General features: G+C 37.9%; 21 protein-coding genes and 1 pseudogene. 17 read left to right on the top strand and 5 right to left on the bottom strand.

The annotated features are described in order from the left end of the window. Both LEP1GSC199_RS20005 and LEP1GSC199_RS20000 read right to left on the bottom strand, forming a co-directional pair. Complete coding sequence (locus LEP1GSC199_RS20005) at nt 1–711, bottom strand: ParB/RepB/Spo0J family partition protein (protein ID WP_002991569.1); 711 nt, start codon at nt 709–711, stop codon at nt 1–3. After that, on the bottom strand, nt 695–1621 hold the full coding sequence (locus LEP1GSC199_RS20000; protein WP_002991554.1) for a ParA family protein: 927 nt from the start codon (nt 1619–1621) through the stop codon (nt 695–697). The genes LEP1GSC199_RS20005 and LEP1GSC199_RS20000 overlap by 17 nt, the downstream gene beginning before the upstream one ends. A 183-nt stretch (nt 1622–1804) precedes the next feature. On the opposite strand from LEP1GSC199_RS20000, the gene LEP1GSC199_RS19995 reads away from it, so the two are divergent. The 4 genes from LEP1GSC199_RS19995 to LEP1GSC199_RS19980 are packed head-to-tail and all read left to right on the top strand — an operon-like array spanning nt 1805 to nt 5290. Continuing rightward, a complete protein-coding gene (locus LEP1GSC199_RS19995) occupies nt 1805–2851 on the top strand; it encodes a putative porin (protein WP_232420864.1) in 1047 nt (348 codons plus the stop codon). A gap of 16 nt (nt 2852–2867) precedes the next feature. Further along, nucleotides 2868–3542 carry a M48 family metallopeptidase gene (locus LEP1GSC199_RS19990; RefSeq protein WP_002991654.1) on the top strand — a complete coding sequence of 225 codons (675 nt, stop codon included), beginning with the start codon at nt 2868–2870 and terminating at the stop codon, nt 3540–3542. Further along, nucleotides 3543–4031, top strand: a complete 489-nt coding sequence (locus tag LEP1GSC199_RS19985; protein WP_002991644.1) for a low molecular weight protein-tyrosine-phosphatase — start codon at nt 3543–3545, stop codon at nt 4029–4031. It abuts the gene before it with no gap. Next, complete coding sequence (locus tag LEP1GSC199_RS19980) at nt 4019–5290, top strand: NAD(P)/FAD-dependent oxidoreductase (protein WP_002991531.1); 1272 nt, start codon at nt 4019–4021, stop codon at nt 5288–5290. The genes LEP1GSC199_RS19985 and LEP1GSC199_RS19980 overlap by 13 nt, the downstream gene beginning before the upstream one ends. A 236-nt stretch (nt 5291–5526) precedes the next feature. On the opposite strand, the gene LEP1GSC199_RS19970 is transcribed toward LEP1GSC199_RS19980, so the two are convergent. Next, entirely contained in the window at nt 5527–5955 is a 429-nt protein-coding gene (locus tag LEP1GSC199_RS19970; RefSeq protein WP_039927583.1) for a hypothetical protein, read from the bottom strand. A gap of 92 nt (nt 5956–6047) precedes the next feature. On the opposite strand from LEP1GSC199_RS19970, the gene LEP1GSC199_RS19965 reads away from it, so the two are divergent. Genes LEP1GSC199_RS19965 through LEP1GSC199_RS19915 form a run of 11 tightly spaced genes read left to right on the top strand, consistent with a single transcriptional unit; the run spans nt 6048 to nt 19739 of the window. Continuing rightward, a complete protein-coding gene (locus tag LEP1GSC199_RS19965) occupies nt 6048–6887 on the top strand; it encodes an alpha/beta fold hydrolase (protein WP_039927582.1) in 840 nt (279 codons plus the stop codon). A 17-nt stretch (nt 6888–6904) separates the two neighbouring features. Then, a complete protein-coding gene (locus LEP1GSC199_RS19960; protein WP_002991511.1) occupies nt 6905–7447 on the top strand; it encodes a PaaI family thioesterase in 543 nt (180 codons plus the stop codon). Further along, on the top strand, nt 7444–8763 hold the full coding sequence (locus LEP1GSC199_RS19955; RefSeq protein ID WP_002991577.1) for an LIC20035 family adhesin: 1320 nt from the start codon (nt 7444–7446) through the stop codon (nt 8761–8763). Before LEP1GSC199_RS19960 ends, LEP1GSC199_RS19955 begins: the two co-directional genes overlap by 4 nt. Further along, the gene (locus LEP1GSC199_RS19950; protein ID WP_002991636.1) at nt 8754–9734 is read left to right on the top strand and encodes an AAA family ATPase; all 981 of its coding nucleotides are present in this window, start codon (nt 8754–8756) and stop codon (nt 9732–9734) included. Before LEP1GSC199_RS19955 ends, LEP1GSC199_RS19950 begins: the two co-directional genes overlap by 10 nt. Continuing rightward, complete coding sequence (locus tag LEP1GSC199_RS19945) at nt 9735–10553, top strand: DUF58 domain-containing protein (protein WP_002991617.1); 819 nt, start codon at nt 9735–9737, stop codon at nt 10551–10553. It begins immediately after the preceding gene. Beyond that, nucleotides 10546–11385 (top strand): LB_053 family protein, encoded by an 840-nt coding sequence (locus LEP1GSC199_RS19940; RefSeq protein WP_002991597.1) that lies wholly within the window; start codon nt 10546–10548, stop codon nt 11383–11385. The genes LEP1GSC199_RS19945 and LEP1GSC199_RS19940 overlap by 8 nt, the downstream gene beginning before the upstream one ends. A 2-nt stretch (nt 11386–11387) precedes the next feature. After that, entirely contained in the window at nt 11388–12341 is a 954-nt protein-coding gene (gene batA, locus LEP1GSC199_RS19935) for a VWA domain-containing protein BatA (protein ID WP_002991646.1), read from the top strand. Then, a complete protein-coding gene (gene batB / locus LEP1GSC199_RS19930) occupies nt 12338–13969 on the top strand; it encodes a VWA domain-containing protein BatB (RefSeq protein ID WP_002991542.1) in 1632 nt (543 codons plus the stop codon). The genes batA and batB overlap by 4 nt, the downstream gene beginning before the upstream one ends. Then, nucleotides 13953–15521: a BatD family protein gene (locus LEP1GSC199_RS19925; protein WP_002991526.1), complete on the top strand. Its 1569-nt coding sequence runs from the start codon at nt 13953–13955 to the stop codon at nt 15519–15521. The genes batB and LEP1GSC199_RS19925 overlap by 17 nt, the downstream gene beginning before the upstream one ends. A gap of 3 nt (nt 15522–15524) precedes the next feature. After that, nucleotides 15525–17357: a molecular chaperone HtpG gene (gene htpG, locus LEP1GSC199_RS19920; RefSeq protein WP_002991623.1), complete on the top strand. Its 1833-nt coding sequence runs from the start codon at nt 15525–15527 to the stop codon at nt 17355–17357. Between the two features lie 57 nt (nt 17358–17414). Beyond that, entirely contained in the window at nt 17415–19739 is a 2325-nt protein-coding gene (locus LEP1GSC199_RS19915) for a sensor histidine kinase (RefSeq protein ID WP_039927580.1), read from the top strand. Here LEP1GSC199_RS19915 and LEP1GSC199_RS19910 read toward each other — a convergent pair. Further along, nucleotides 19729–20532 carry a magnesium transporter gene (locus LEP1GSC199_RS19910; protein WP_232420863.1) on the bottom strand — a complete coding sequence of 268 codons (804 nt, stop codon included), beginning with the start codon at nt 20530–20532 and terminating at the stop codon, nt 19729–19731. The genes LEP1GSC199_RS19915 and LEP1GSC199_RS19910 overlap by 11 nt on opposite strands. A gap of 76 nt (nt 20533–20608) precedes the next feature. Here LEP1GSC199_RS19910 and LEP1GSC199_RS19905 point away from each other — a divergent pair, with 76 nt between their 5' ends. Together LEP1GSC199_RS19905 and LEP1GSC199_RS19900 are read left to right on the top strand one after the other, a co-directional pair. Beyond that, nucleotides 20609–21787 carry an AZOBR_p60025 family cell surface glycopolymer formation protein gene (locus LEP1GSC199_RS19905; RefSeq protein WP_002991552.1) on the top strand — a complete coding sequence of 393 codons (1179 nt, stop codon included), beginning with the start codon at nt 20609–20611 and terminating at the stop codon, nt 21785–21787. Continuing rightward, entirely contained in the window at nt 21784–22608 is an 825-nt protein-coding gene (locus LEP1GSC199_RS19900) for a 1,4-dihydroxy-6-naphthoate synthase (protein WP_002991640.1), read from the top strand. The genes LEP1GSC199_RS19905 and LEP1GSC199_RS19900 overlap by 4 nt, the downstream gene beginning before the upstream one ends. On the opposite strand, the pseudogene LEP1GSC199_RS19895 reads toward LEP1GSC199_RS19900, so the two are convergent. Next, nucleotides 22594–24742, bottom strand: a pseudogene (locus LEP1GSC199_RS19895) (discoidin domain-containing protein); the annotation flags it as partial. The gene LEP1GSC199_RS19900 and the pseudogene LEP1GSC199_RS19895 overlap by 15 nt on opposite strands.

Genomic DNA, 24742 nt, shown 5'->3' with positions numbered 1-24742 from the left:
CTACTCGTTGATTCCGTATTTCTTTTTAAGTGAACTTAATTCTTTCAAAAAGTTATCTTTCACTTTCCCACTAAGTTTACTTACATTGATACTAATACGGCTGATTCCAGCTCCAACTCGGGGTGAAATCATTTCACCCCCTCTGTTTTCCTTACGTTTTAGTAATTCTTCAAGGTTCTTTACTGAAAGTGGTTTTCCACTGATCATTAGTTCCATTACAGATTTTTGATCCAACCTAGCGATACTACTAAGTTGTTTTACATACCTTCCGCTGTAACCCAACAATTCGGAAACTTCTTCTGCCGTTTTCCTTTTTTCTTTTCGAAGGAACTGAATTGCTTTACCTACTTCCCAAGGATTCAAGTTTTTCCTTTTTTCGTTCTCCGCAAGAGACATTTCATAACAAACATCTTCATTCGCATCAGTGATAATTGCGGGGATTTCTTTCCAACCCAGTTTGAGTGCTGCACGATAACGACGTTCGCCAGCTACAATCAGATATTTTCCTTTATCTTTCCGGACTAAAATTGGTTCTATGAGTCCTAACCTCTCCATTGAAGGCACCAAGTCCATTGTATCATCACGACCAATTAAGCGAGGTTGAGTGGGGTTTGGAAAAATCTGGCTAAGCTCCAAATGAGAAGGATTCTTTTTCTTTTCGGAGTATGCAGAGATTAAATCTAAAGCTTGAAACTCAGTTTTTTTGGACATTGATTTTACTTTTAACCTCTACAGCAAGTTCTCTGAAATTTTTCATTGTGGCTAAATCAATTTTTGCTAAAAAAGACATCTTTGCCTGAGCCTGAGGAATGGCCTCCCGCCTCTGGATAACGGTATCGAAAACAGGAAAATATTTTTTCACCCCTTCCGCCAAACCAGCTAGAGCCTTTTGACCCTCGTATTGATTCAGAACAGCACCTAACAATTTAAGTCTTTGGTTTGCCTTTCTTTGAATCTTCTGGAAAGTTTCATATAAATCTCTAATTCCTTGCAAACTAAAAGCTCTCGTTTGAATCGGAACAAGTATGTAGTCGGCACAGATCAAAGCATTTTCCAATATAAGGCCAAGAGAAGGAGGGCAATCTATAATTATGAACTCATACCTCGAACGTAGAGGAAGGATTGCTTCATTTAATAATTCAAAATCATCTCTTTCATAAGGAGTAGTTAAATTTGCAAGTTCCAATGTAGAAGGAAGTAAATCAAAATTTTCTCCAATTGTTTTGATCGCAGGTTCAATATTCCGCGCTTTTTTCCCCCGGTAACCTAAATAATCCATCACCGATGGGACATCATCTTTCAGAAACAACTGAGTCGCATTTGCTTGCGGATCCCAATCAATTAACAACACTTTATGACTTTCTGCGAGAGCTTCCGCTAGATACAAACTGATTGTTGTTTTCCCCTCCCCTCCTTTTTGATTTGATACAGCAATAACATGGCTATCAAAACCATCTGTTTGGGTTGGTTCAAAATACTTTAGCAAAACCGATTGTTTAAACTCACCAGATTTCCACCCAGGTACCTTTAAAGATGATACCTTTTCAGAAAACTCACCAGTGTTTAAACCAACGAATTTTGCCGCTTCCTCTTCAGTCAATGTTGGATCCGTTTTGCTCATAACCTACCAAATGTTGTGTGAGTCTGTCCGACCTGTCAATTTAATTATGTCTCTTAGGGGTGAAATCATTTCACCCCTAAAATCATATATTCCTCGAATGAAAAAACCAAAAACCAGAGATTACCTTACCCTAAGATTTAATTTAGGAATTTACAACTTAGGGGTAAAAAAGATCCTAAGTTGGTGCCTAAAATATACAAATTTGCCTTTTTATTTTTACTCTTGAGCAAAACTCCAGTTTCCGCAGAAATAATTTGGGGGCCTACAATTGAAAAGTCTGGTGGAGAGTATCTATTTGAAACTGGAAACAAATATCCAAACCTATCAGGAATTCGCGGAGGCTCGCGGATCTCATTCCCAAGAACGTTTCCGTTATTCGGCATTCAAGGTATCATCACCAAAGATCGATGGGAAGTAAGTGGTGTCTTTAAAACAACAGGTTGGCATCAAAAATCAGGCGAAGCCCGTGATGAAGATTTTTTTCTTGGTTCCATATCTACAGAAAATACGACAAATATCGCAACACGTGAATGGAGTTATAGAGACTCTGCAACCGTTTATGCTGGGAGTCGAAACTTCGCTGACGGCAAAGGAAAATCAACAGTCTCCGAAAATAGAGCTGAATTCTACGGAAGATATTACTTCCAAAGTGCAAATCCAAACTACTGGGCAGATGGCTCTGGTTTTTTTCTATCTGCAGGCGTCAGGTATTCTTATTTCAAGTATTTATTCTATGATGTGAATCAATTTGTAGAATCTAATCCTGTTTTTTACGGTCCTATCGGAATCGGTCTGAGTTTTTCAAACGATCTTTGGGAATTTTTTGGTGGAGGTGGGTATCGTTACTCCGCTGGCGATTTTTACCTAGATCTCAGCTTAATGCCTTCTTTTGGACGAATCAAAACTAGAGATTTCCACGTACAACGATCTATCAACTTTTTCTCAGAAAACTATGGTTTAGGTTGGGCATCTAAAGCAGAAATTGGCTACAAAATGGGACCAAGTTGGTTAAGTTATTTGAGGGTTAACCACAGAAGGTTTTTTTCTGAAGGTCGATTTACATCACAAGGAGGGTTAACAAGTGAAGACATTGCTTCCAATTTAGTGAGCGGATTTAAATCACATATCAATATAAAAGACTATTCAATCGAAATCGGAGTACTTAATAAATTAGATTGGGACCAAAAACCAGAGAACTCTGAAAAAGTAACACCGAAGACAGAAGAGTAAAATTTACGAACATATAATGATAGATTTAAAAATCGAAAGAAAAACTACAAAGGGGAAAAACATTTCGTTAGTAGTATATCAGAATGGAAAGGTAGTATTAAAACATCCAGCAAAAGTTCCAAATAAACAATTGGAAGAATTCTTATCTGATAAAAAAGAATGGATTCTCTCCAAACTAAAACAGCTGCCGAAAGACATTCCTCAAAGATTAAAATTCGAAGACGGAGAAAAAACCCATATTTTTGGGAATCCAACAACCATCCAGTTAAGTCCGAAAAAAAAATATAACTTCCATACCGAAATCCTTCAGATCCCAAATGTTAACAACGAAGTATCTCGGATTCGGAAAGGGAAACTGGCATTAAAGGAATTACTTTTAGAAAAAATAAAACCATTGGTAAATAGAACATCTATTAACTTAAATACTAAAGTTGAGAAAGTCTCAATCAAAACGATGCGTTCCCTCTGGGGGAGTTGTAATTCGAAAAACCAAATTTCTTTGAATTTAAGTTTGGTTCATTGCCCAGATTCGATTATTGAATACATTATCTTACATGAAATCGCACATACTATCGAACACAACCACTCCTCAAGATTTTGGAAGATAGTTGAATCAGAAAATCCTAATTACAAAATTGCTGAGAAATGGCTCAAAGAAGTTGGGAAAAAATATATATATTATCTTAATTAAATGAAAGAAAAAATCAAAGTCCTTTTTATCTGCTTAGGCAACATTTGTCGATCTCCTGCCGCCGAAGGTGCCTTTCAAAACCTGGTAAACCAAAGAAAGTTGGAACATATATTTGAAATCGATTCCTGCGGGACCTCTGGATATCATGACGGTGATTTGGCTGATCCAAGAACTCGAAAAATAGCAGAAAAAAGAGGGATCCGCTTAACTCACAGGTCCAGGAAACTAAAGAAAACAGATTTGGCTCATTTTGATTATTTGTTGGTTATGGATGAGAACAATTTTCTAGATGTTATTAGTCTAACTAATGAGAAAAAGATTCAAGAAAAGATATTCCTGTTTGGTAAATTTAGAAGTGATGCAGGTGCACCCATTGTACCTGATCCATATTATAAAAACGAAACTGCATTTGAAAACGTTCAGGATCTTGTGGAAGATTGTTCTTTAGGTTTTTTAAATTTTTTAGGAGTAGATGAATGTCTCAAATAAAGAAAAAAGTTTTAATCATTGGAGCTGGGTTTGGTGGATTACAGGTAATCAAAACTCTTGCAAACCATAAGTTGTTTGACATCACTGTTGTTGATAAAAAAAACCACCACCTCTTCCAACCACTTTTATACCAAGTGGCTACTGCGGTATTATCACCTGCTGACATTGCAATTCCCTCTAGATCCATTACAACAAAATACAAAAACGTCAAAATCCTCTTAGGTGATGTCACCGAAATCGATTTCAAAAACCGCCAAGTGAAATTCCAAAATAACTCAGAAACTTACGACTACTTAATCCTCGCAACTGGAGCAAAAACTAGTTATTTTGGGAACCATAGTTGGAAAGAGAAAACACTGGGGTTAAAAAACCTTAAAGATGCTTTGGCAATTAGGAGAAGGATTCTACTTTCTTTTGAACAGGCAGAGTTAATAGGTAACTACGAAAAAGCAAAAAGTTTTATGCACTATGTAATTATTGGAGGAGGACCAACGGGAGTGGAACTTGCAGGCTCTATTGCAGAACTTTCTCACAATATCATTCGCAAGGACTTTCGTAATATTGATTCCGGTATGACAAAAGTCACACTCATTGAAGCCGGGCCTAGGTTGCTCACAGCCTTTAGTGAAAAGTCCAGTTCCTTTACCAAAGAAAAATTAGAGAGTAGAGGAGTGGAAGTCCTTACGAACTCCCCGGTCTTAGACATTACAGACACCGGTGTTGTACTCAAAGATAGAACTATTGAGTCCAAAACTGTAATCTGGGCTGCAGGGGTAGAAGGATCAGAGTTAGCAAAAAATATTTCGCTTAACAAGGATAAGGCGAATAGAATTTTCGTAGATGAATTTTGTCGGACGATTGAATATCCAGAAGTATTTGTCATTGGAGACGCAGCCAATTATAGTAAGGGACTCACAAGGCCACTGCCCGGAGTATCTCCAGTCGCCATGCAACAAGGAAGATACGTTGCCAAAAATATTGAATCGATCGAAAAAAAGAAATCCATTTCTCCATTCCATTATTTTGATAAAGGTAACATGGCAACTATTGGAAGAACCGATGCTGTTGCCGAATTTGGTAAAATTCGTTTGAAAGGAATTTTGGGATGGCTTGGCTGGCTCTTTGTCCATCTTGTTTATCAAGTTGGGTTCAAAAACAAAGTGAGTACTCTACTTAGCTGGGTGTGGAGTTATCTAACATTCCGCGCGGGATCTAGGCTCATCCAAGAAGAAATGGATGAACTTTCAATTCGACCTTAAGTTGTAGCGATTTTTCTCAGACTCGGAAACACATTTTTTATAAGCTAATTCTGCATTGACAATCCATACAGATGCATTTAGCTCAGTGTTTCCGCTAGCTGTATGCCTTTCAAGAATAGGCAACATAAAGAGATAACTTCTATTTCTAGTTTTTTCACACTCCTCTCGAAATTGGTCTTCGCGAGAGAATTGTGCGCAGGATGAAAAAAGTAAAAATAAAACCAATAAGGTCCGGATCATTTCGACTGGCCTAGTAGACTCTGTAATTCCCCTAATTCCAAAGATTGTTCTTTAGATAAATATGAATGGTTGGACTCAAGAAAACGCAGGTCATCTTCTGCTTTGATTAATTGAGAATGTTTGTATTCAGGTTTGTGACTTACTTTTAGAATCACTTCTCCTTTGTAACCTGTATCGCCATTGGCTTCAAGGATAATAGACCTTACACGTTTTAAATAGAACGGGATTAATTTTTGAACTGGGAAATCCTTTGAATATTCAGTAAGTCCAAAACTTAATAAGGTGATTTTTTTTCGATGGATCGTAGTGGCATCGGCTTTTGTTTCGCAGTCAGATAAACTCTGGCATATAGTTTTTGGTTTGGACTCTGCCAATAGGGGCGGTCCAAGAAGAATCAATAGGGCAAACAAAAGAAAACGATCCATGAACAAATTTCATAAAGAAAGGAAAAAAGAATCAAGCTTAAATCCAAAAGATAAATGTTTACAATGGGAACGAATCGAAAAGCCTTAGGTATATGTTGCCGATTTCGATTCACACAAAATTCCACTCCATAGAGGGGGTTGAGTGGGGGAATCCACAGGGAATACCTATCCTTGCCTTCCATGGTTGGTTAGACAATGCCAATAGTTTTGCACCTCTAGCAATGTTTTTCCCAGAATACCGTTTCATTTCTATCGACTTCCCTGGGCACGGAAAATCTAGTCACAAACCTGAGAATACAGTTTACTATTTTGCTGAATACGCTCTTGAAGTTGTATCAATAGCACAAGCACTTGGGTTAGAAGATTTTATTTTAATGGCACATTCTATGGGTGCCGCAGTCTCAACGTTAGTTGCAGGAACCAATCTTTTAAAAATCAAAAAACTCGTTTTAATCGAATCACTGGGTCCTCTCACTAATCTTTCGGAATCAGCACCAGATATACTTACAGAGGCTATCAAACAAATATTACACCCTAGAGGGAAAAAAGAAACATTTTTCCCTGACATGGAATCAGCTATCGGCGTGCGAATGCGTGCAGGCGATATGAAAAAAGAATCCGCAGAAATTCTAATGGAACGAGGGATTGAAAAAACTTCGAAAGGATTAAAACCAAGAAGAGATTTACGGCTTCATTATAATTCTTTTTTCCGTTATACAGAAGAACAAATTGTTTCATTTTGTAACCGAATCGAATGCCCAACATTACTAATCTTAGGCGACAAATCGGGATTTCCTATCGCCGAAAAATACAAACATCGAAAAGATGCAGTGAAATTCCTAACGCAAGTGATTTTGCCAGGTGGCCATCATTTACATATGGATTCTCCTGAAGAAGTTTCCTCTGCCATTATAGAATTTTTAGAAAAATAAAAAATTAAGGACATTGAATGAATCAACCAATAGAAAATCCCTCCAAACATGGCTATGAAATCCATCACGACACATGTTTTGGATGTGGGAAAGAAAACCCATTAGGACTTGTTGCGGACTTCACTTTTCATGATGAAACCGGAGAGGTAAATTTTACTTATAGTTTCAAAAAAATGTATAACGGAGCTCCCGGCTTTGTGCATGGAGGAATTCTTTCGACTGTATTGGATGAAGCCATGGGAGGACTATGTTTTCATTTAGGTTATATTGTCATGACAGATACAATGAGTTTCAAATTCCATAAAGCTACACCTGTTGAAAAAGAATTACTGATTCGTGCATGGCCAATTAAAAAAGCAAAACGTAAAGTGCTTTTGGAATGTGAACTCACATCACTCGATGGAGAAATTCTTTATGTAAAAGGGGAGGGTGCCTTTCATATTTTGCCTCCACGTTTTTTTTCGGATAAACTAACCGGAGGAAAAATAGCGATTGCGAATGAATTGCTTTCGGTAAATAAATTGAAACGCGCACATCTCTTTGATAGGATAGAAACATGAAACCAAAACTTCTTTACTTACTCATCACAACACTGGTCATCCAATGTTCCGGTGCCTCCATAAAAGACGGGTCAGGCGACCAAGAGTTTGAACTTAAATTTTCCAAAGGAAAATGGATCAGGACAGAACGTTTCAAAAACTCTGGAGGAATTCGCGCTGTTGGAGAAGTAAAAGCGGAATGCGGCGGAGCCAGATGTTCAGAAGATCAAGTCGCAAAGTTCGCTCCTGCTAAAATAAAATCACTACCGAAACAGGGAGCCTGGGAAGAATACATTCAGTTCGAACAACCCGGCTCCACTGCCGAAAATCCAAAATACAAATCCACTTTGGACCAAGTGGGGGAGTATGTAGATGGCAAAAAAACAGGAATTTGGAAAAAACCAGATCCTGAAAGCCCACAAAAATTTCTTGCCGAAACTCCTTGGGTCGATGGGAAAAAAGAAGGAATTGCAAAGACTTTCGACAAACAAGGAAATGTGACATCAGAAACAACTTATGTGGATGATAAAAAGAATGGGCCTTACTATCGAAAGAATAACAAAGGTGAGTGGGTCGAAAAGGGATCTTTTAAAGACAACGAAGAAGATGGTGAATGGAACTACCATTTTGTGGGAGCCGATGGAAATGGAATCAAAACGAAAGTTTCCTATAACAATGGTTTAAAGAACGGACAAGAAATTAATTATTACAAAGACGGTGCAGTGGAATCCCAAGGATCTTATGTGTCAGACGTTCGTTCCGGTTTATGGAAGATGTTTGGACCCAAAGGGAACATTTTGGCAGAGGGAACTTATTCCAAAAAAGAAAATTCAGAAAACTTAGACATTAAGTATGAAAGAACTGGAATTTGGAAAGAATATTATGCCGACGGAAAAATATTTGGAACTGGACCTAGAAAACATACGAGAACCGGAGAATGGAAGTTCTACTATAAAAATGGACAGATCGGATACCAAGGTAATATGGCAAACGAAAGTATGTTAGAATCTGCTAAAGTATATGACAATACCGGAAAAATTCTTGGAGAAGGGAAGCTATTCTTTTCACTCGTAAAAATTGACGAAGAAACTCAAGACCTTAAACTCAATTACAAACCAAGTATACCCTATACTTACTTCTATCCATCTGGAAAAAAAAGAATGGTGATTCGTTCGACTGAAGATGCCACTGAATATTCAGAAGATGGAAGAGAGTTAGGAAAAGGACCTGTGGAACCTCAAGGAAGAAAGATGGGATGTTGGACCATTGGAGGCAAAACAGAATACTATATGATTGATAAACCAATGCCAAAAATGACTCCATCACAATGCAAATAAATAAAGAACAAATTACAGAAATATCCGACCAAGTAAAACTACTTCGGTCGGAGTTATCCGAATCAATCTCAGGGATGGACAATGTGATCCAATCCCTTTTTGTTGGTCTCGTTGCCAATGGGCATGTATTACTCGAAGGAATGCCTGGACTTGCTAAAACACTCGTTGCTAAAAATTTAGCTTCCATCATAGATGCTAAATTTTCAAGAGTTCAGTTCACCCCAGACCTGTTACCCGCAGACCTGACTGGTACAAATATTTTTAATCCCAAAACATCTTCCTTTGAGATCCGAAAAGGCCCCATCTTCACCAATGTTTTGTTAGCTGATGAAATCAATAGAGCACCTGCGAAGGTTCAATCAGCTTTACTACAATGTATGGAAGAAAGACAAGTGTCTATCGCCGATCAAACTTTTGACCTAGAACCACCATTTTTTGTCATAGCAACTCAGAACCCAATCGACCAAGAAGGGACCTATCCTCTCCCAGAAGCACAGTTGGATCGATTTTTATTTAAAGTTACCGTCACCTATCCATCCTTTGACGATGAAGTGGCTATTTTACACCAACATGGCAACTTAGACTTCATAAAGAAAAAACCTAAAAAGACCATCCACCCAAAAGACATCCAAAAAATTTCAGAAATTTCAAACCGAGTATTTATCGAACCTAAACTACAAAACTATATTGTAAATCTTACAAGAAACACAAGACCAGAGACCACAACCGATAATGAGTTGAAAAATTTCATTCACCATGGCGTAAGCCCAAGAGCCAGTCTTGCCATGCTAAAAGTCAGCAGAATCAATGCATTGTTAGAAGGGCGTGACTTTGTGATCCCGGAAGATATTCAACGTTTTTTCTCGGAAATTGTAAAACATCGACTCCACCTAACAATCGATGCAATTAGCGAGGATATCAGCACAGATTCAATTATTAAACGAATCCTATCTGTAACGGAAGTCCCCTAAATGTTATCTCCAGAGTTAAAACGTTTACTTCAAGTTTTACAATGGGAAACAAAAAAGAAGTTTTCTTCCACAAGGCAAGGATTTTTGGCAATGTCAGAACGTGGAAGGGGGCTTGATTTCAAAGAAGTAAGAAATTATCACTACGGCGATGACATACGTTATATTGATTGGAATGTAACATCGAGAACTGGTGAGTTACATACAAAAGAATTCTATGAAGAGCGCGACGCTTCGATAATTATCTTTTACGATATAAGTGAATCGCTCAGTGGTTTAAAAAAAAATACTGCATTTCAAATGGCTCTTTTTTTATCATTATTCCATGTAAAAATGGGGAATCGGGTTCTACTGATCAGTTTTTCCGACAATCAAAAATCTCCAGGTAAATGGTTACGGACTGAAACCGAAGTTTTTTTTACATTTACCAACATCACAAAACAAACCAAAGGTGATGGAACCAACTATTCAGAAGCATATCAATTTGCATTTAGACTTTATCCAAAATTTGCAACCAGTTACTGGATCTCTGATTTTAACCAGTTCGCGAACTATACAAAATCAAACAAACCATTCAAAGTTTGGGAGCCGATTGGTATTTGGATAGAAGACGAATTGGATATCCTACAATATCCATTTTGGCTTCGAATGTTCCGAGAAATCTCGGAAGAAAAAATCAGCTTCCGTAGTTCAGAAAGTGCATATTCCAAAGATTTAAAAGCAGCGAAGGCATTCTTTGGTGTTAATTTAGTGCAAATCAATCCAAACACAAAACTTTCAACTCAGATTTTACCTCTATTCAAAATCAAAAAAAATGGCTAAGTACATCGCAACATTTCTAATATCCTATGTTTCTGTATTTGCGCAGCCAAAGGAAATCGTTTTAGAAACTGATATTTATGTAGGGGATACCATCCATTACCAAATAGAACTGACAGAACCTGATGAATCCAATTTAGATTTATTGGAAGGAGATATCTACGAAGATGATACAATGCCTTCTTATAAAATATTTAACATAGCAAAAGAAGAAACAAAACTAAAAGCATCCATAATATTCTTCAAACCAGGAAGCTACATAATACCTGTCAGCTGGATCAAAAATAAAGAACTAATCAAATCCACAAACACAATCAAAGTTAAGTCACAACTTCTTGGCTCTGAGGCTGATATTGAAGATATCGAACCTCCTATGAATTTTTCGGGACCGTATTTCTTTCGTTTATTCATTATCCTTTTGATTACGGCAATCAATGTTTATTTGTTGTATGCTATATACATATACTGGAAATCTAAACCCAAGGTAATGGATGCTATTTGGGAAAAACAACCAGTATTGGAGGAAACAACCAAACGTCTCCATAATATACAAACCTATCTGCAATCGGAACTAATTTCGGAAAAAGAGCTGGCATTCAAAATAAGCGAATACCTAAAAGAAGTATACTCACAAAAATTAGAAAGAGACTTACGAGGAAAAACAGATTCCGAATTTCTAGCAGAACTCTTCGATAGAACCCATATCGAAGATTCTATTCTTCGGGAATTACGAATTTACTTCAGAAAGACAAAGTATGATTACAACCAAACTGAACTTAACAAAGAGGATGCAAACTCTATTTGGGAAAAAATCAAAAGGGATTTTGCATTATAAATATGGACCAGTTCCAAAGACCTTATCTTTTATTGTTGATTTTTCCTTTTTTGTTACTTGGGATCTACCAATGGAGAAAAAAACCTCTCGGCGTTATCTTACTCATTCAGTCTGACAGATTTCAGCCACCAGAGACAAATTTTTATATAAAACTTCGGATCCTCTTCTTAAAATTATCCGAAGCACTCATTTATGTAGCGGGTATATTTCTCATACTTGCCGCAGCGGGGCCAGGAAAAAAATACAAACTAACACCTGACATTACAAATGGAATAGATATCATGATTGCCTTAGATATATCAGGTTCGATGGTCAATTCTTATGATTTTTTACCTAAAAATAGACTTACCGTATCGAAAGAGCTACTCAGAGAGTTCATTCAAAAACGTCTGTATGATCGAATTGGCATTGTATTATTTGCGGGAGCTGCATATCTCCAATCTCCTTTGTCAAACGACAGATATGCGTTAGACGAACTGATCACAGATACATCCGATGAAGATATCAGCGAACAAGGAACCGCCGTTGGGGATGCGCTTGTTTTATCCACATACCGACTCAAAGATTCCACAGCAAAATCAAAAGTCATTATACTTCTCACTGACGGTGTATCCAACACAGGGAAATTAGATCCAGAAACTGCTTCGTACGCTGCCAAAGCCTTTGGAATCAAAGTCTATTGTATAGGGATTGGGAAAGAACAAGGCCAATACGAAGTCAATTACGAATCATTGGAAACCATTTCGCAAAGTACAAGTGGAAGGTTTTTTCGTGCAGAATCTCCAGAAGTATTACAAGAAGTTCTAAATGAGATTAATGGATTGGAGACTGTCGAACTTCCATCCAAACCAATAGAAATTCTCGAAACATATTTCCCCTCTGCAGTATTTGCTTTTTTCGCACTGCTCGGAGTTGTAGCTGCACTTACAATCTACCCACTTACGGAAAAACTATGATGAGTATAAACTTTATCACAACTGTTTCTATATTCTCGATTGCAATTTGGGTCATTATTTTCTCATGGAAATTATATATAAATATAAAGGCTAACAAATACAAGGAGGAACATCCGAACCTAAAAAACAGAATATATACAGGCAACACCAAGATTTATCTCGTAAGGATTCTTTGTTTCCTACTTTCTCTCATTTTTGCATTTTATTCGCTATTTAAAATTAAATCTACAGAGATGGAATCTACCAAAGAATTTGAATCCGCAGACATCTTATTTGTTGTCGATGTGAGTTTATCAATGAATGCTATTGACGTTAAACCGAGCCGGCTCAAAAGATTCCAAGACTTAGCGCTAAGGATCCTTCCGAACTTAAAAGGTAATCGTGTGGGTATCGTTGTCTTTGCAGGTCAGTCCTTTTCCTTTTGCCCCCTAACTTCTGACATTACTGCCGTCTCCGATTACATACAAGCACTAGGTGTAGAAATGGTTGGTGCTAAAGGAACAGATCTTTCTCTAGCACTCGAAAGAGTTAACAAAATCAGAAAGAAAAACAATAATATATCCTCCCAAATCACCATTATAGTCTCCGATGGTGAAGATCACGAAAACCAGAACTTACCACCTATCGACGGCGAGGTGATCGTATGGGGAATTGGAACACCAGAGGGTGGTTTTATCGAATACCGCGATCCCGGAACAGGAAGGGGAGGTTATGTGACTATGGACGCCGGAATTTCAGATTCTCCTACAGCACCTAATTTAGTTACTTCAATAATGAATTCAGAAAGATTAAAATCCATAGCAGACCAAAACAACGGAACCTACTACAATATTTCTTTCAAAGCTGATGGCGCCTATGCTCTTTTAGATACAATTCAAACTGTCAAAAAAAAGAAAATCCAAACTATTGAACACTTCAAAAATGAAGATGGAGCCCATCCATTTTTAATTACTGCTTTTTTCTTCTTAGTTTTGGAACGCATCCTAAATCTGTTCTTACAAAAAATACCAGCAGGCATTTATACGGCCCTTCTACTATTACTTTCTTTGAGCTGGGGAAAATTGGAAGCCTGGGAACTCGATCCAGGAGGAAATTCTATTGAACGTGGAGTTAAATCGTATAATAATAAAAACTTCAATGAAAGCCAAAAGGAATTTGCAAAAGCAAAAGATTATATTAAAGACAATCCAAAACTTATTTACAATGAATCGGCATCTGCTTACCAGTTGGGACAGTACAAGGAGGCCAAAGAACTCTCCGAAAAAATACTTACCCATCCCAAAGCAGACAACGACTTAAAAGCAAAAGCCAATTTTAATCTCGGAAACATCTACTCAAAATTAGGTGATAAAAAGAATGCCTTAAAATCCTATACAAAAACATTAGAAATAGATCCCGACTATCTTGCGGCGAAAAAAAACATAGAGCACCTAACTAAAAAATTAGACCAAGAGCAAAATCCAAAATCAAACGAGAATGAACCGAAGCAAGGACCCACACAGAAAAACAAAAAAGAAAACAAAAAGGAAGAGAAGTCTGATGCGGAGAAAATTCTAGACCCTTTTTCACAAGACAGTATATTAAAAAATAAAAAAGGAGGTTCTTTTGATAATGAAAAATTCTGGTAAACTTAGTTTCTATCTCCTTTTCTGTTTTATTCCTTTTACTACGATCATTGCCTCTGATGTGGAATTTCAATTTTTCCCCAATGAGTTCTCACTTGGAGAACACGCAAAACTAGAAGTTAAGGCCCATGGCGATAAAACTTTTCGAGCCCGGCAAACCAATTTAAAACAAAATGGAGTTCGCGTCCGATTTGTTGGCAGTGGTACGGAAACACAAATTATCAATTTCAAAGTTTTAAAGTCTCAAATATTAAACTTTTATGTAGATACAGAATCAGAAGGGACATTCAGACTTCCCGAAATTACTGTTGAATATGACAACAAAACCTATACAGCTCCGCCCATTCAGTTTAAAGTCAGCAAAAGGAGTAAACACTCCCAAAACCAATTTTTCAATCCCTTCCCTATAGAAATCGATGAAACTCCCTCCAACGAATCTCCTGAAGTATCATTTCATACGAATAAATCTGTTTTTTATAAAGGGGAACCAATAGTAGGATACTACGTGCTCTACTATGATGGATACAGACAACCCTTCTTAGAAAGAGATCCAAACCAGTCCATTTCCTTCCCCTATTTTCTATCAGAAACCTTAAGGCAAGTATCCGTACAAATTGAACCAGAAGTTCTAAGAAACAATCGTTTAAAAAAAACCTTAGTATATGATAAAGAAATCTATGCTTTAACGGCTATTAAATCAGGAAGGTTTCAAATTGGGAAAACTAAATTCATTTCCGGAGATAGTTTACGATTCAACTCCCTACAAGAGACCGTAAACACAACTCCTGCAACAGTAACCGTCCTTGACCTTCCCCCAAATAAACCAAAAGAATTCACGGGAGCTATTGGAAATTTCAAATTAAACCTAACTAACTTTCCTAAAAACGTCCACCAAAAGGAAACCGCATATTTTGAAGTCACAGTTGAAGGGGAGGGTGGATACGAAGGGATTTCTCCTCTCCCGCAATCAGACCAAAAAATCCAACTCATTTCACAGAACAGATCCAAAACCTTTCGAAAACTAGACTCGGGAGAATACGGATTCTATTCGGTGGTCCAGTTCCTTTACGGTTATCAAATCGAATCGTTAAATAAACTACAACTTACACCATTTCAGTTCAGTTATTTCTCTTTGAAAGAAAATCAATATAAAACATTATCCATTCAATTTCCAGAAATCTCAGTTCTTCCTGAAAAGAAACGAGAGACGCAAACTCTACCGACAAAACCAAACTTACCAAACCCTCCATCCATTTTTCTTTTAGTTTTTCTTGCCGTTTTAGCTGGTTTTTCCTTTCTAGGATATAAACGTTATACGTTTAACAAGCAGTCCAAGGAATTTCTAGGAATGGTTCAGAACTTTGGAAAAAAAAGAAATGTATTCCTGGCCGACTTTTTAGAAAAAAAAGAAATCTCGAAGGAAGATACACAATTTCTTGTAACCCTTCTAGGAGATTTTGATAATCAAACTATAAAAGAATCTTTCAGGAATTTATCCAGCTCGGAAAGAACCAAAGTTTTACTATTAAATAAACAATTAAAAATCAAGGAATAACATATGTCAGCTGAAGAAACAGGAAAAATCAGTGTCGAAACCGAAAACATCTTTCCCATTATTAAAAAATGGCTATATTCAGAAAAAGATATTTTCCTAAGAGAATTAGTATCCAATGCAAGCGATGCCATCACAAAATTAAAAAAAATTTCCTTATCGGAAGAATTCGAAGGTGGAAACGAATACAAAATTGACTTAAACTTCGATGTAGAGAACAGAATCCTCTCCATTGAGGATAACGGCGTGGGAATGACCACTGAAGAAGTCAAAAAATACATTAACCAGATTGCATTTTCTGGTGCTACTGATTTTGCAAAACAATACCAAAATGCAGAAAACAAAGCCGAAATCATTGGTCATTTTGGACTTGGATTCTATTCTTCATTTATGGTTTCTAAAAAAGTCACGATAGAAACAAAGTCTTACAAAAAAGACCAAGCAGCCGTTCTGTGGTCTAGTGAATCAGGAACTGACTTTACCATTTCCCAAATAACAAAAGAAACCAGAGGAACCAAAATTTCTCTCTACTTAGATAGTGAATCCGGCGAATACTTAGACAAATGGAAACTAAAAGAGTTAATCAAAAAATACTGCGACTTTTTACCAGTAGGAATATATATACAAGGTGAAAAAGCAAACAGAGAAAAACCGCTGTGGTCAGAAGAACCGGCAAAGATTTCTCAAGAGGACTACAAAGATTTTTATTCCTATCTATTCCCATTTTCTGGTGAGTCACTTTTTCATATTCATTTGAATGTGGATTATCCATTCCGATTACAAGGAATTCTGTATTTCCCAAAGCTCACACATGAACTAGAAGCTTCCAAAAATGGGATCAAACTGTTTTGTAACCATGTATTTGTAAGTGACAATGCAAGTGAACTCATCCCTCAATTCCTTACCATTCTCAAAGGAACCATCGACATCCCCGACCTTCCTTTGAATGTTTCTAGGTCTTATTTACAAAACGATCCATTAGTAAAAAAGATTTCAAACCATATCATCAAAAAAGTAGCTGATCGCCTGATTGATGATTTCAAAAAGAATAGAAGTAATTACGAAGAAAACTGGAATGATATATCTTTGTTTGTAAAGTATGGAGTCCTCACTGACGAAAAGTTTTACGATGCAATGAAGGACCATCTGGTTTTCAAAAATTCTGAAGGTGGGTATTCCACTACTTCCGAATATTGGGAAAAAAATAAAGAGAAGAACCAAAACAAAATTTTTTACGCAAATGAAACGGAAATGGGTTCTGTTTATATGGAGCTTCTAAAGTCTCAAGGGCTAGAAGCACTCCTCGTTGATTCCAAAATCGATTTCCACCTCATTCAACACTTAGAAATGAAAAATCCAGATTGGAAGTTCCAAAGAGTGGATTCGGAAATTGCAGACCAGATCGTAGACAAGGAAACTCCCAAAGAATTGGTAAATGAAGACAACAAAACAGAATCCGACAGAATTCAATCCTTGTTCCAATCTTCGTTACCTTCCGAAGGTGTGGAAGTCAAAGTAGAGGCCTTAAAATCTTTAGATGTACCTGGTGTCATCCTTTTGCCAGAGTTTATGAGACGAATGTCGGAAATGAATTCAATGTTAAACCGTGAAGACATGAAAAACATCCTGAAATCACATACACTTATGGTTAACTCGAAATCCCCATTAGTAAAATCCGCCTTACAAGCGTTTGAAGGCGTGAATCCAGAAAAAGGAAAAAAATTGGCGAGGATCATTTATGACCTTTCCTTACTCTCGGCAAAGGTTATGGATGAAAAAGAAGTTTCAGAATATACCAAAAGAACAACGGAATTCCTCCAAGAGATTTTTTCTGCTTAGAGACAAAACCACATAGAAAGATTTGGCAATGATTCCTAATCTTGGAATTGTTGCCATGTGATCCAGATTTGTATAACAAGTCGCCTTAGTTCTTTACCGGTAGTAGTTGCCTACAAAAAGGGATACTTTGAAGAATTTGGCGTCAAAGTAACTCTCCACGTCAACACACATCATAAGGCAATTATGCCATTACTAGACGCTGGTCGAGTAGAAGCGGGAGAAGTTCCGACCATTGCCTACTTACAAGATAGTTACTTAAAAAAATCCAAACTCAAACGTATCTATAAAGGAATCTATCTTTACCACTCACCACTTTCATTTTACTCCCGGTTCCAATTCAAACCAGAAGATCTCACAAGAAACAAAGCATACATCTTACCCGTTCCGCACCAATATTCAATAGAAAGACTCTACGCGGAGAAATTTCTAGAAGAATATGCTCCAAAAAATCCAGTCAAAGTCCGATACATCGACACACCAGGTTTTTTAGAGGAAAAAGAATTTCTAAAACCGTCTTGTCTTGGCCTTGTATCCGATCCGTTCTCTAGCCCTTTCCTTCGAAATTTCCAAGATTTTGCCAATACGTTAGAGCTGCCGATATTAGAAACAAAATCCCTTTTCCCGTCCACCTTACTCGCATTTAGTGGTGATGCTGTGTTAAAAACAGGGAGGGAAGTCTCAGGCGTACTTCTTGCTGTCAAAAAAGCCATCGATCTCTTACAAAACACAAACCAGCTCAATAACGGAAATCTTTGGGAAGATTTACAACTCTCTCATTTTTACCCACACCTCCGAGTAGGTGAGACAAAAAACCTTCTCAATGCGCACCCTCTTATCCAAAAGGGAATCTTCTCTTACAAGGGAGATGTTACCACACTTTACCCTCTCTTAAAAGACGTGTATTTCCGACTCATAAGAAGGGTCATACAACCAGATGCTGTTAAAACTGCTTTCGATTTTGATGAAATCCTAACGGCACTGGAACCAAAGAAATTATTTGATGTGCGTAAACTTAGTAGTTTTCAAGAGCCAACCGAAACAAAACTCCATGCTCCTTCCCAAATTAACTACAGAAAACTCAATGCCGTTAGGCACCTCATCGTTGACGTGAATTCTGTAGTTTTGGACATCCTCCAAGGCAATTACAACTCAAGACTCAACTCAGATGAAACATTACAACTAGACAATCGAGTCAAAGTTCTCGTAAACTCGATGTTAGACTCTTTTAATGCAAAGTTAGAACTACAAAGAGAGGAGATCACCGAACTCGAAAATTTGATCTCTATTTTAGAAATTAAACTAGATAGGTCTGCTGTAGATTTACAATACTCAGAAGAAAAATATAGGTATTTGTTTGAGTTTTCCAGAGAAGCCATTGCCCTAGTGGATGCAGATACCGGCAGCATATTAGAAGCAAATAACCAGTTTCGTTTACTAACCGGTTATACGCGTGGCGACATTACAAAAATGAATATTGAAGATATCATTTTAGGAAACCAAGTATCCAACCAACTCCGCTTTGGTTCCGACCTCTCTTCAGATACAATGTTATCTCTTCCCGATGTGGAAATCCTCGCAAAAGATGGAACCAAACTAGAAGTCGATATAAGTTTTACATCCATTTTACTTTCACCAAAAAAACGTTACCAAGTACAATTCCGGCCCAACTCGGAAAGAAAAGAACAAGAACGTTTGCAACACGAATTCATTTCTAACGTAAGTCACGAACTCAGAAGCCCAATGACAAACATTAGAGGGTATTTGGAATTTTTTAAATCCGACACTTCTTTGCCGTTTAACACCGAACATAAAAATATGTTGGAAGTCATCGACAAAAATGCCAAACGACTTAGCTTTTTAATTGAAAACTTATTGAAGCTAACTACATCCAGAGAAAAGGATAAAGAAGCGGAAGTGGTAGAGATTTTTGACCCAGTCTCTGTAATTGAAGACGTCATTCACATGAACTCTCACCTTGCAAAAGGAAAACCAATCGAATGGGACCTCTCACTCAAAAAAGGTTTTTTCTTACGAGGAATCAAATTTGAATTTTCACAAATCATCACCAATCTTTATGTGAATGCTTTGAAGTATACATTCAAAGGTAAAATAGGAATCTCTATCCGCGAAACTAACGGTAAAATTGAAATCACCGTGGAAGACACAGGAATAGGTATTGACCCAAATTACAAAAACCAAATCTTCGATCGTTTCTTTCGAATCCCATCTTCTGATAATAAAAAAATTGGAGGCACTGGACTTGGACTCTCGATTGTTAAATCCCTAGTGGACAAAATGTCCGGAGAAATCTTTGTAGAAAGCTCCATGGGAGAAGGAAGCAGATTTACCCTTTACTTCCCCAAAGTTAATATTAGCGTTTAGATGTTTTTTTCTTCTTCGGAATTTGTTTTTTCTTCGCTACCGGTTTTGTTTTATTTTTTGAACCTAATTCGTTTGGCTTAAGCACAGCCAAACCCGGCATATTCTTTTCTTCTAAATGCATTCCCGACAAAAGAAGCGATAATTCCAACATCTCTCGAGTTCCTAACAGTTGCATCATTTCTAAAGCTTGGTTCATACCCATTTTTTTAAAAATTACAAGAGCATTTGTGACTCCAAAAAATTTTACGAGTATCGGAAGTTCCGCAAGGCCCCGTTGTTTGATCCACTTTTTACAATCTGCAACAGAAAGTTCACTCACAAGTTGGATGACTGGTCCCACATGAATTTCATCCACCAACCAAAGGAAGTCTTTCATTGGAATCTCTTTGAGAAGAGCAATGGATTTTTCAATTCCTAAAGTTTTAAGAATTTCCACACTAGTTTCTTTACCCAAAGTTTTTGCAAGTAAACCCACATCATGCGGAGGTATGCTCCGTGAAACAAGGGCTAAATCTGCCATTGGAAGAGAGTGGATAAAATAAACCAAATCATCGTCATCATTCTCCCGAATCATCTCCACGAGGATTTTTTCCGGGATTTGTTTTACTAGTTCAACTACAGTATCTTCACTTAACTTCTGAGTGAGAACAATAAGTCTTTCTTTAGGAACCTTTCCGGTTAACGAAAGTAATTTTTCATAACCAAGATTCTTCAAAATCTGAAAGGATTTTTTGGGGCCAAGTTTTTCTAAATATTGATACACACTTTGGATTGTAACGAGAACTTCTTTCATTTGCCCCAACTTTGGATACAAACTGTCAGAATCTTCGTAAAATTCCAGAGAAATTCCTTTTCGAATCTGTTAAATTTTGCAAAATGGAAGTGTGAAGCGGCACCAACTTTGGTTTTTATTGTTTTTTTTCCTTTTAGGGGTAGGGGGACTTATCTACTGCAAAACAGCTCCCTATGAACACTCCCTTTCGGCACTCATCGGGATTTGGGAAGGGTTCTACGAAATCAATCCAAACCTTGTCGATTCAAATTTTGTAATCTATACATCAGGTGGTTACGATGGACAATTTTTCTATTTTCTCGCAAAAGATCTGTTTGTTGGTGGTGATTGGGACCTTATAGTTGATTCTTACCACTTTCGTTTTCATAGAATGGGGCTTTCTCTATTTGTTGGCGCAGTCTCAAAGGTAGTTGGGTTCTCTCATTATCCCCTGGTCACTCTCCTTTTTCTATTTTTGACATTTTCCGTATCGGTTTTTTGTTTGTATTCTCTACTTCCAGAAAGAAAAAAATGGTTTGTTGTCTTTTATTTATTTTCTCCTTTCTCACTAAATGCAAACCTACTTCTCGTTGCCGACTCTCTTTTTGTCAGCTTTGGAATCATCGCCTTCTATTTCTTTAAAAACAAAAAAGACCTTCTCGCTGTTTTCTTTTTCCTACTTATGGTAATCACTCGTGAGTTAGGAGTTTTATTTCTTGTGCCCATTGTTTTCAAAGCACTCTTCGGAAAAAGATGGAGAAAAATGGTTCTTTACTCCCTCCCTGGAATCGCTTTTCTTTGTTTGGTGGGATATGGCTTAATCCATCCTCCAAACCACCTGGGAACAAATCCCCTTGGATTTCGTGATATGACAGACCTTCCTCTATTTGGATTTTTTAAAAGTTTCCAAGAAGGTGGATCTTTCCAATTCAAACTGAAAGAATTCCCAAAAATTCTTTTTTTTATCTCTTTAATTGCTCTGTCTGTTGTCAGCATCCAATCGCTCAAAGAATCCTTTTCCAGAAATATTGATCTACTTTTCCCGATCTTCGGAAGTCTCTTTGTAATCCTGATTGCAGAACAGGGTTATTGGAGGTCTTTTGATAACTTAAGTCGAATGTTCACACTCATTTTACCTTTTTCCTTATTATTGGAAGGGGCACTAAAAAGGCCTTTTTTGCGCCTATTTCTTGGCATCTCCATTACCCTGTTTGTATTTTTAATCATTCGGATCCTCTGGATCACACCCACAAAGGAGTTTTTCTTAAATCTATGATATCTCTTGCTTACTCCCCATGCCCCAATGATACCTTTCTATTCTATCACCTAATCCGTAACGCAAGTTACCCGGTCAAAGAAGAATTATACGATGTAGAGAACTTAAACGAATTTGCCTTCCAAGGAAAATTTCCTGTCACAAAACTTTCGTTTGCTGCCTATTTCCAGATCATCGACAAATACATTTTACTCGAAACCGGTTCCGCGCTCGGGAGAGGTTGTGGTCCCTTACTTATTAGAAAGAAAAATTCCAAAACGGATCTTACGAATTACAAAAAACTCTATATCCCAGGGATGTTAACAACAGCAAACCTTCTTTTGTCCTTATATACTAATGGAAAACATAACCCAAGCGCACTCCGTTATGATGAAATCATTCCGAAAGTGATGAGTGAAGAAGATAGCCTTGGGGTGATCATCCACGAAGAACGATTTACCTATAAAGGACGGGGAATGGAAAAGGTAGTGGATCTTGGAGAATGGTGGGAGGAATCTACGGGTTATCCCATTCCTTTAGGTGCCATTGCCATCCGCCGCGATATACCTAAAGATGAGGCACTAAAATTCCAAACCAATCTGAGACAAAGTCTGAGTGCCGCCTATGCGGAACCAAAAGAAATGATGGATTATATTCGGACCAATTCGCAAAACAAAGAAGATGCAGTAATCAAATCTCACATCAATTTGTATGTGAATGAATTTACAAAAAATTTAGGGAAAGAAGGACACGAGGCAGTGGAATATCTTTTGAAACGGGCCATCGAGGCAGGTTTTATCAAAAAACCCACCCCGTTACCTTTGTTTTTAGGAGAAAGTTAATAAACAAAGGATATTTCCTTTGTCTCGTTTGCAGGCTTCAATTGCTTTTGCCACAAGCATTCCCGGTTTTAATTTTGTGGGGTCTGCTTTTACAGCATGACCAGACGATAATCCAGAAACCAAAAGATCTCCCGGATAAATCGGTACTTGTGATGCGTCCACATGCATTTTAGTAATTCCAAGAAGTGCCACAAGAACATACTCCACAGCCTTTTCTTGTTTTCCAAAAACCACATGAGCATTTGTGACACAAACTCCTATGACATTTGTGGAGTAGGGGTGTTTGGACCTTCCAAGAACTCCTGGTTCTTCCGTTGCCACAAGTAGGTCCCCCGCAGTCACAACATCCTTTCCATCCAAGCGGAAGTAACGAGCAATACACTCCTCACCACCTTCTTTTGTAATGCGAAGATTTCCTTCAAACAGAGATTCTCCATTTGCATAAATTGCTTTGCCGGATCCAGAAAGCTCCATCTCAGGAATTCCTTTCCCATCCACTACGAGCGCAAAATCAGACTGAGATAAAAACCGACCACCCGGCGCCGTCGTACCGGCACCTAAAATTCCTGCCGACTGTTTGGAAAACTTTCCTTTGGAAACTCCATACACACCAACAGAATCCCCAAACCCAGAAACACCCGTGCCGGAGGATACACCCACAACACCTGTCCCCACTTTCGTATTTTTTCCGTAGATCACTGCATCGTTTGCTTGCGGAGGTACAAATCCTTTAGAAGAAGCTTCCGCCTCTCCTGTGATTTTCAAAAGTCCTGTATGTGAATTAAAATCATGTTCTTTTTCTGCATAAGGATGGGTATGTGGCTTTGGATCTCTTTTGTCAGACAATCTAGGATCATCCGCAAGAACCACCTTACCAGGAACAGCTTCACCGTGGTTTGCGAGTAAAACAATACCGGCATCCTGAAACCCAGCCTTCGCCAATCGTTTATCGTTTCCTTGCACAACAGTACCGGGTTTCGTTTCACCTGAGTGCGCTAATTGAACAATCCCATGTAATTCTGTACTGGCATGTTTCAAACGTTTATCATTGCCTTGGACAACAGTGTTTGGTTCTTCTCCACCGTTTGATGCCAATTGTACAATCCCTTTTGCAGTATTGGTAGCATCCCTGAGTCTTGGGTCATCTCCAGTAACCACTTTATCAACGGCAACTTCTCCTGCATCCGCCAGTTGTATAAGACCAATGGATTTTTTTGTGGCAACACGAAGACGAGAATCATTGGCTTGAACAACCACACCAGGACGAGTTTCTCCGTCTAACGCAAGCTCAACGATTCCTGGATGGTCGGTGGAGGCACTTCGCAAACGCTCATCATCTGATTGAACTACAAGTCCAGGTCTTGCTTCTCCACTTCTTGACAATCGAACAAGACCATGACCTAGTTCGGTGGCGATTTTTAGGCGTTTATCATTTCCTTGTACAGCAACCCCAGGTTTTTCTTCCCCGTCAGATGCGAGTTCCACAATCCCACGGTATTCCGTAGTCGCATCTCGAAGGCGCCTGTCATTTGCCTGAACGACAACTCCTTCTTTGACTTCTCCATCCACAGCAAGGCGAATGATCCCTGACCTAAGAACTGAGGCATAGGGGAGGGGTTCTCTTGTTGGGCCACCATAATCTTTTTTATCTGGACTCGAGTATAACTCAAGTTCTATGACTTCTGTAATGTAGTCTTTTTTGTTTGGTTGTTTCTCCTGAAAGAAAACCAATTTCAAATACCTTAAATTTACAGCAGAGAATCTCCATTTATACCAAGTACCTGGCTCGGATAAAAGAATTCTCTTCATGTAGTTGGTGCCAAGTAATATCGTCTTCGCTATAATAAGTAACAAAACGTTCCGGGAAATTTGTGATTGGATCATTTTTTGTGAGCATTCGCATTTCTTCAATGCGGTTCACTGAACCCATATCCAAAATCAAATATTCCTCTTCCGGTTCTTCTTTCTTTTTGGAGGACCATCCGTAGTCAGGCCTTGTATCAAAAAGATTTTCTTTCACATACAACCGGTCCAATTCAGAACTTGCTTGGATGGATTGGATCCCTGTAATGAGTATCTTCAACTGACCAAAACTAATCCGATTTTTTCCGTTACTGGCTTTTATACGTGGCGT

The sequence above is a fragment of the Leptospira vanthielii serovar Holland str. Waz Holland = ATCC 700522 genome (assembly GCF_000332455.1).
Lineage (GTDB): Bacteria > Spirochaetota > Leptospiria > Leptospirales > Leptospiraceae > Leptospira_A > Leptospira_A vanthielii.
This window is presented reverse-complemented; position numbering and strand designations above follow the sequence as displayed.

Excerpts from the sequence above, each read along its gene's own strand:
- LEP1GSC199_RS20005 (WP_002991569.1), bottom strand. The coding sequence starts at position 711 with ATGTCCAAAAAAACTGAGTTTCAAGCTTTAGATTTAATCTCTGCATAC.
- LEP1GSC199_RS20000 (WP_002991554.1), bottom strand. The coding sequence starts at position 1,621 with ATGAGCAAAACGGATCCAACATTGACTGAAGAGGAAGCGGCAAAATTC.
- LEP1GSC199_RS19990 (WP_002991654.1), top strand. The coding sequence starts at position 2,868 with ATGATAGATTTAAAAATCGAAAGAAAAACTACAAAGGGGAAAAACATT.
- LEP1GSC199_RS19985 (WP_002991644.1), top strand. The coding sequence starts at position 3,543 with ATGAAAGAAAAAATCAAAGTCCTTTTTATCTGCTTAGGCAACATTTGT.
- LEP1GSC199_RS19980 (WP_002991531.1), top strand. The coding sequence starts at position 4,019 with ATGTCTCAAATAAAGAAAAAAGTTTTAATCATTGGAGCTGGGTTTGGT.
- LEP1GSC199_RS19970 (WP_039927583.1), bottom strand. The coding sequence starts at position 5,955 with ATGGATCGTTTTCTTTTGTTTGCCCTATTGATTCTTCTTGGACCGCCC.
- LEP1GSC199_RS19965 (WP_039927582.1), top strand. The coding sequence starts at position 6,048 with ATGTTGCCGATTTCGATTCACACAAAATTCCACTCCATAGAGGGGGTT.
- LEP1GSC199_RS19960 (WP_002991511.1), top strand. The coding sequence starts at position 6,905 with ATGAATCAACCAATAGAAAATCCCTCCAAACATGGCTATGAAATCCAT.
- LEP1GSC199_RS19955 (WP_002991577.1), top strand. The coding sequence starts at position 7,444 with ATGAAACCAAAACTTCTTTACTTACTCATCACAACACTGGTCATCCAA.
- LEP1GSC199_RS19950 (WP_002991636.1), top strand. The coding sequence starts at position 8,754 with ATGCAAATAAATAAAGAACAAATTACAGAAATATCCGACCAAGTAAAA.
- LEP1GSC199_RS19945 (WP_002991617.1), top strand. The coding sequence starts at position 9,735 with ATGTTATCTCCAGAGTTAAAACGTTTACTTCAAGTTTTACAATGGGAA.
- LEP1GSC199_RS19940 (WP_002991597.1), top strand. The coding sequence starts at position 10,546 with ATGGCTAAGTACATCGCAACATTTCTAATATCCTATGTTTCTGTATTT.
- batA (WP_002991646.1), top strand. The coding sequence starts at position 11,388 with ATGGACCAGTTCCAAAGACCTTATCTTTTATTGTTGATTTTTCCTTTT.
- batB (WP_002991542.1), top strand. The coding sequence starts at position 12,338 with ATGATGAGTATAAACTTTATCACAACTGTTTCTATATTCTCGATTGCA.
- LEP1GSC199_RS19925 (WP_002991526.1), top strand. The coding sequence starts at position 13,953 with ATGAAAAATTCTGGTAAACTTAGTTTCTATCTCCTTTTCTGTTTTATT.
- htpG (WP_002991623.1), top strand. The coding sequence starts at position 15,525 with ATGTCAGCTGAAGAAACAGGAAAAATCAGTGTCGAAACCGAAAACATC.
- LEP1GSC199_RS19910 (WP_232420863.1), bottom strand. The coding sequence starts at position 20,532 with ATGAAAGAAGTTCTCGTTACAATCCAAAGTGTGTATCAATATTTAGAA.
- LEP1GSC199_RS19900 (WP_002991640.1), top strand. The coding sequence starts at position 21,784 with ATGATATCTCTTGCTTACTCCCCATGCCCCAATGATACCTTTCTATTC.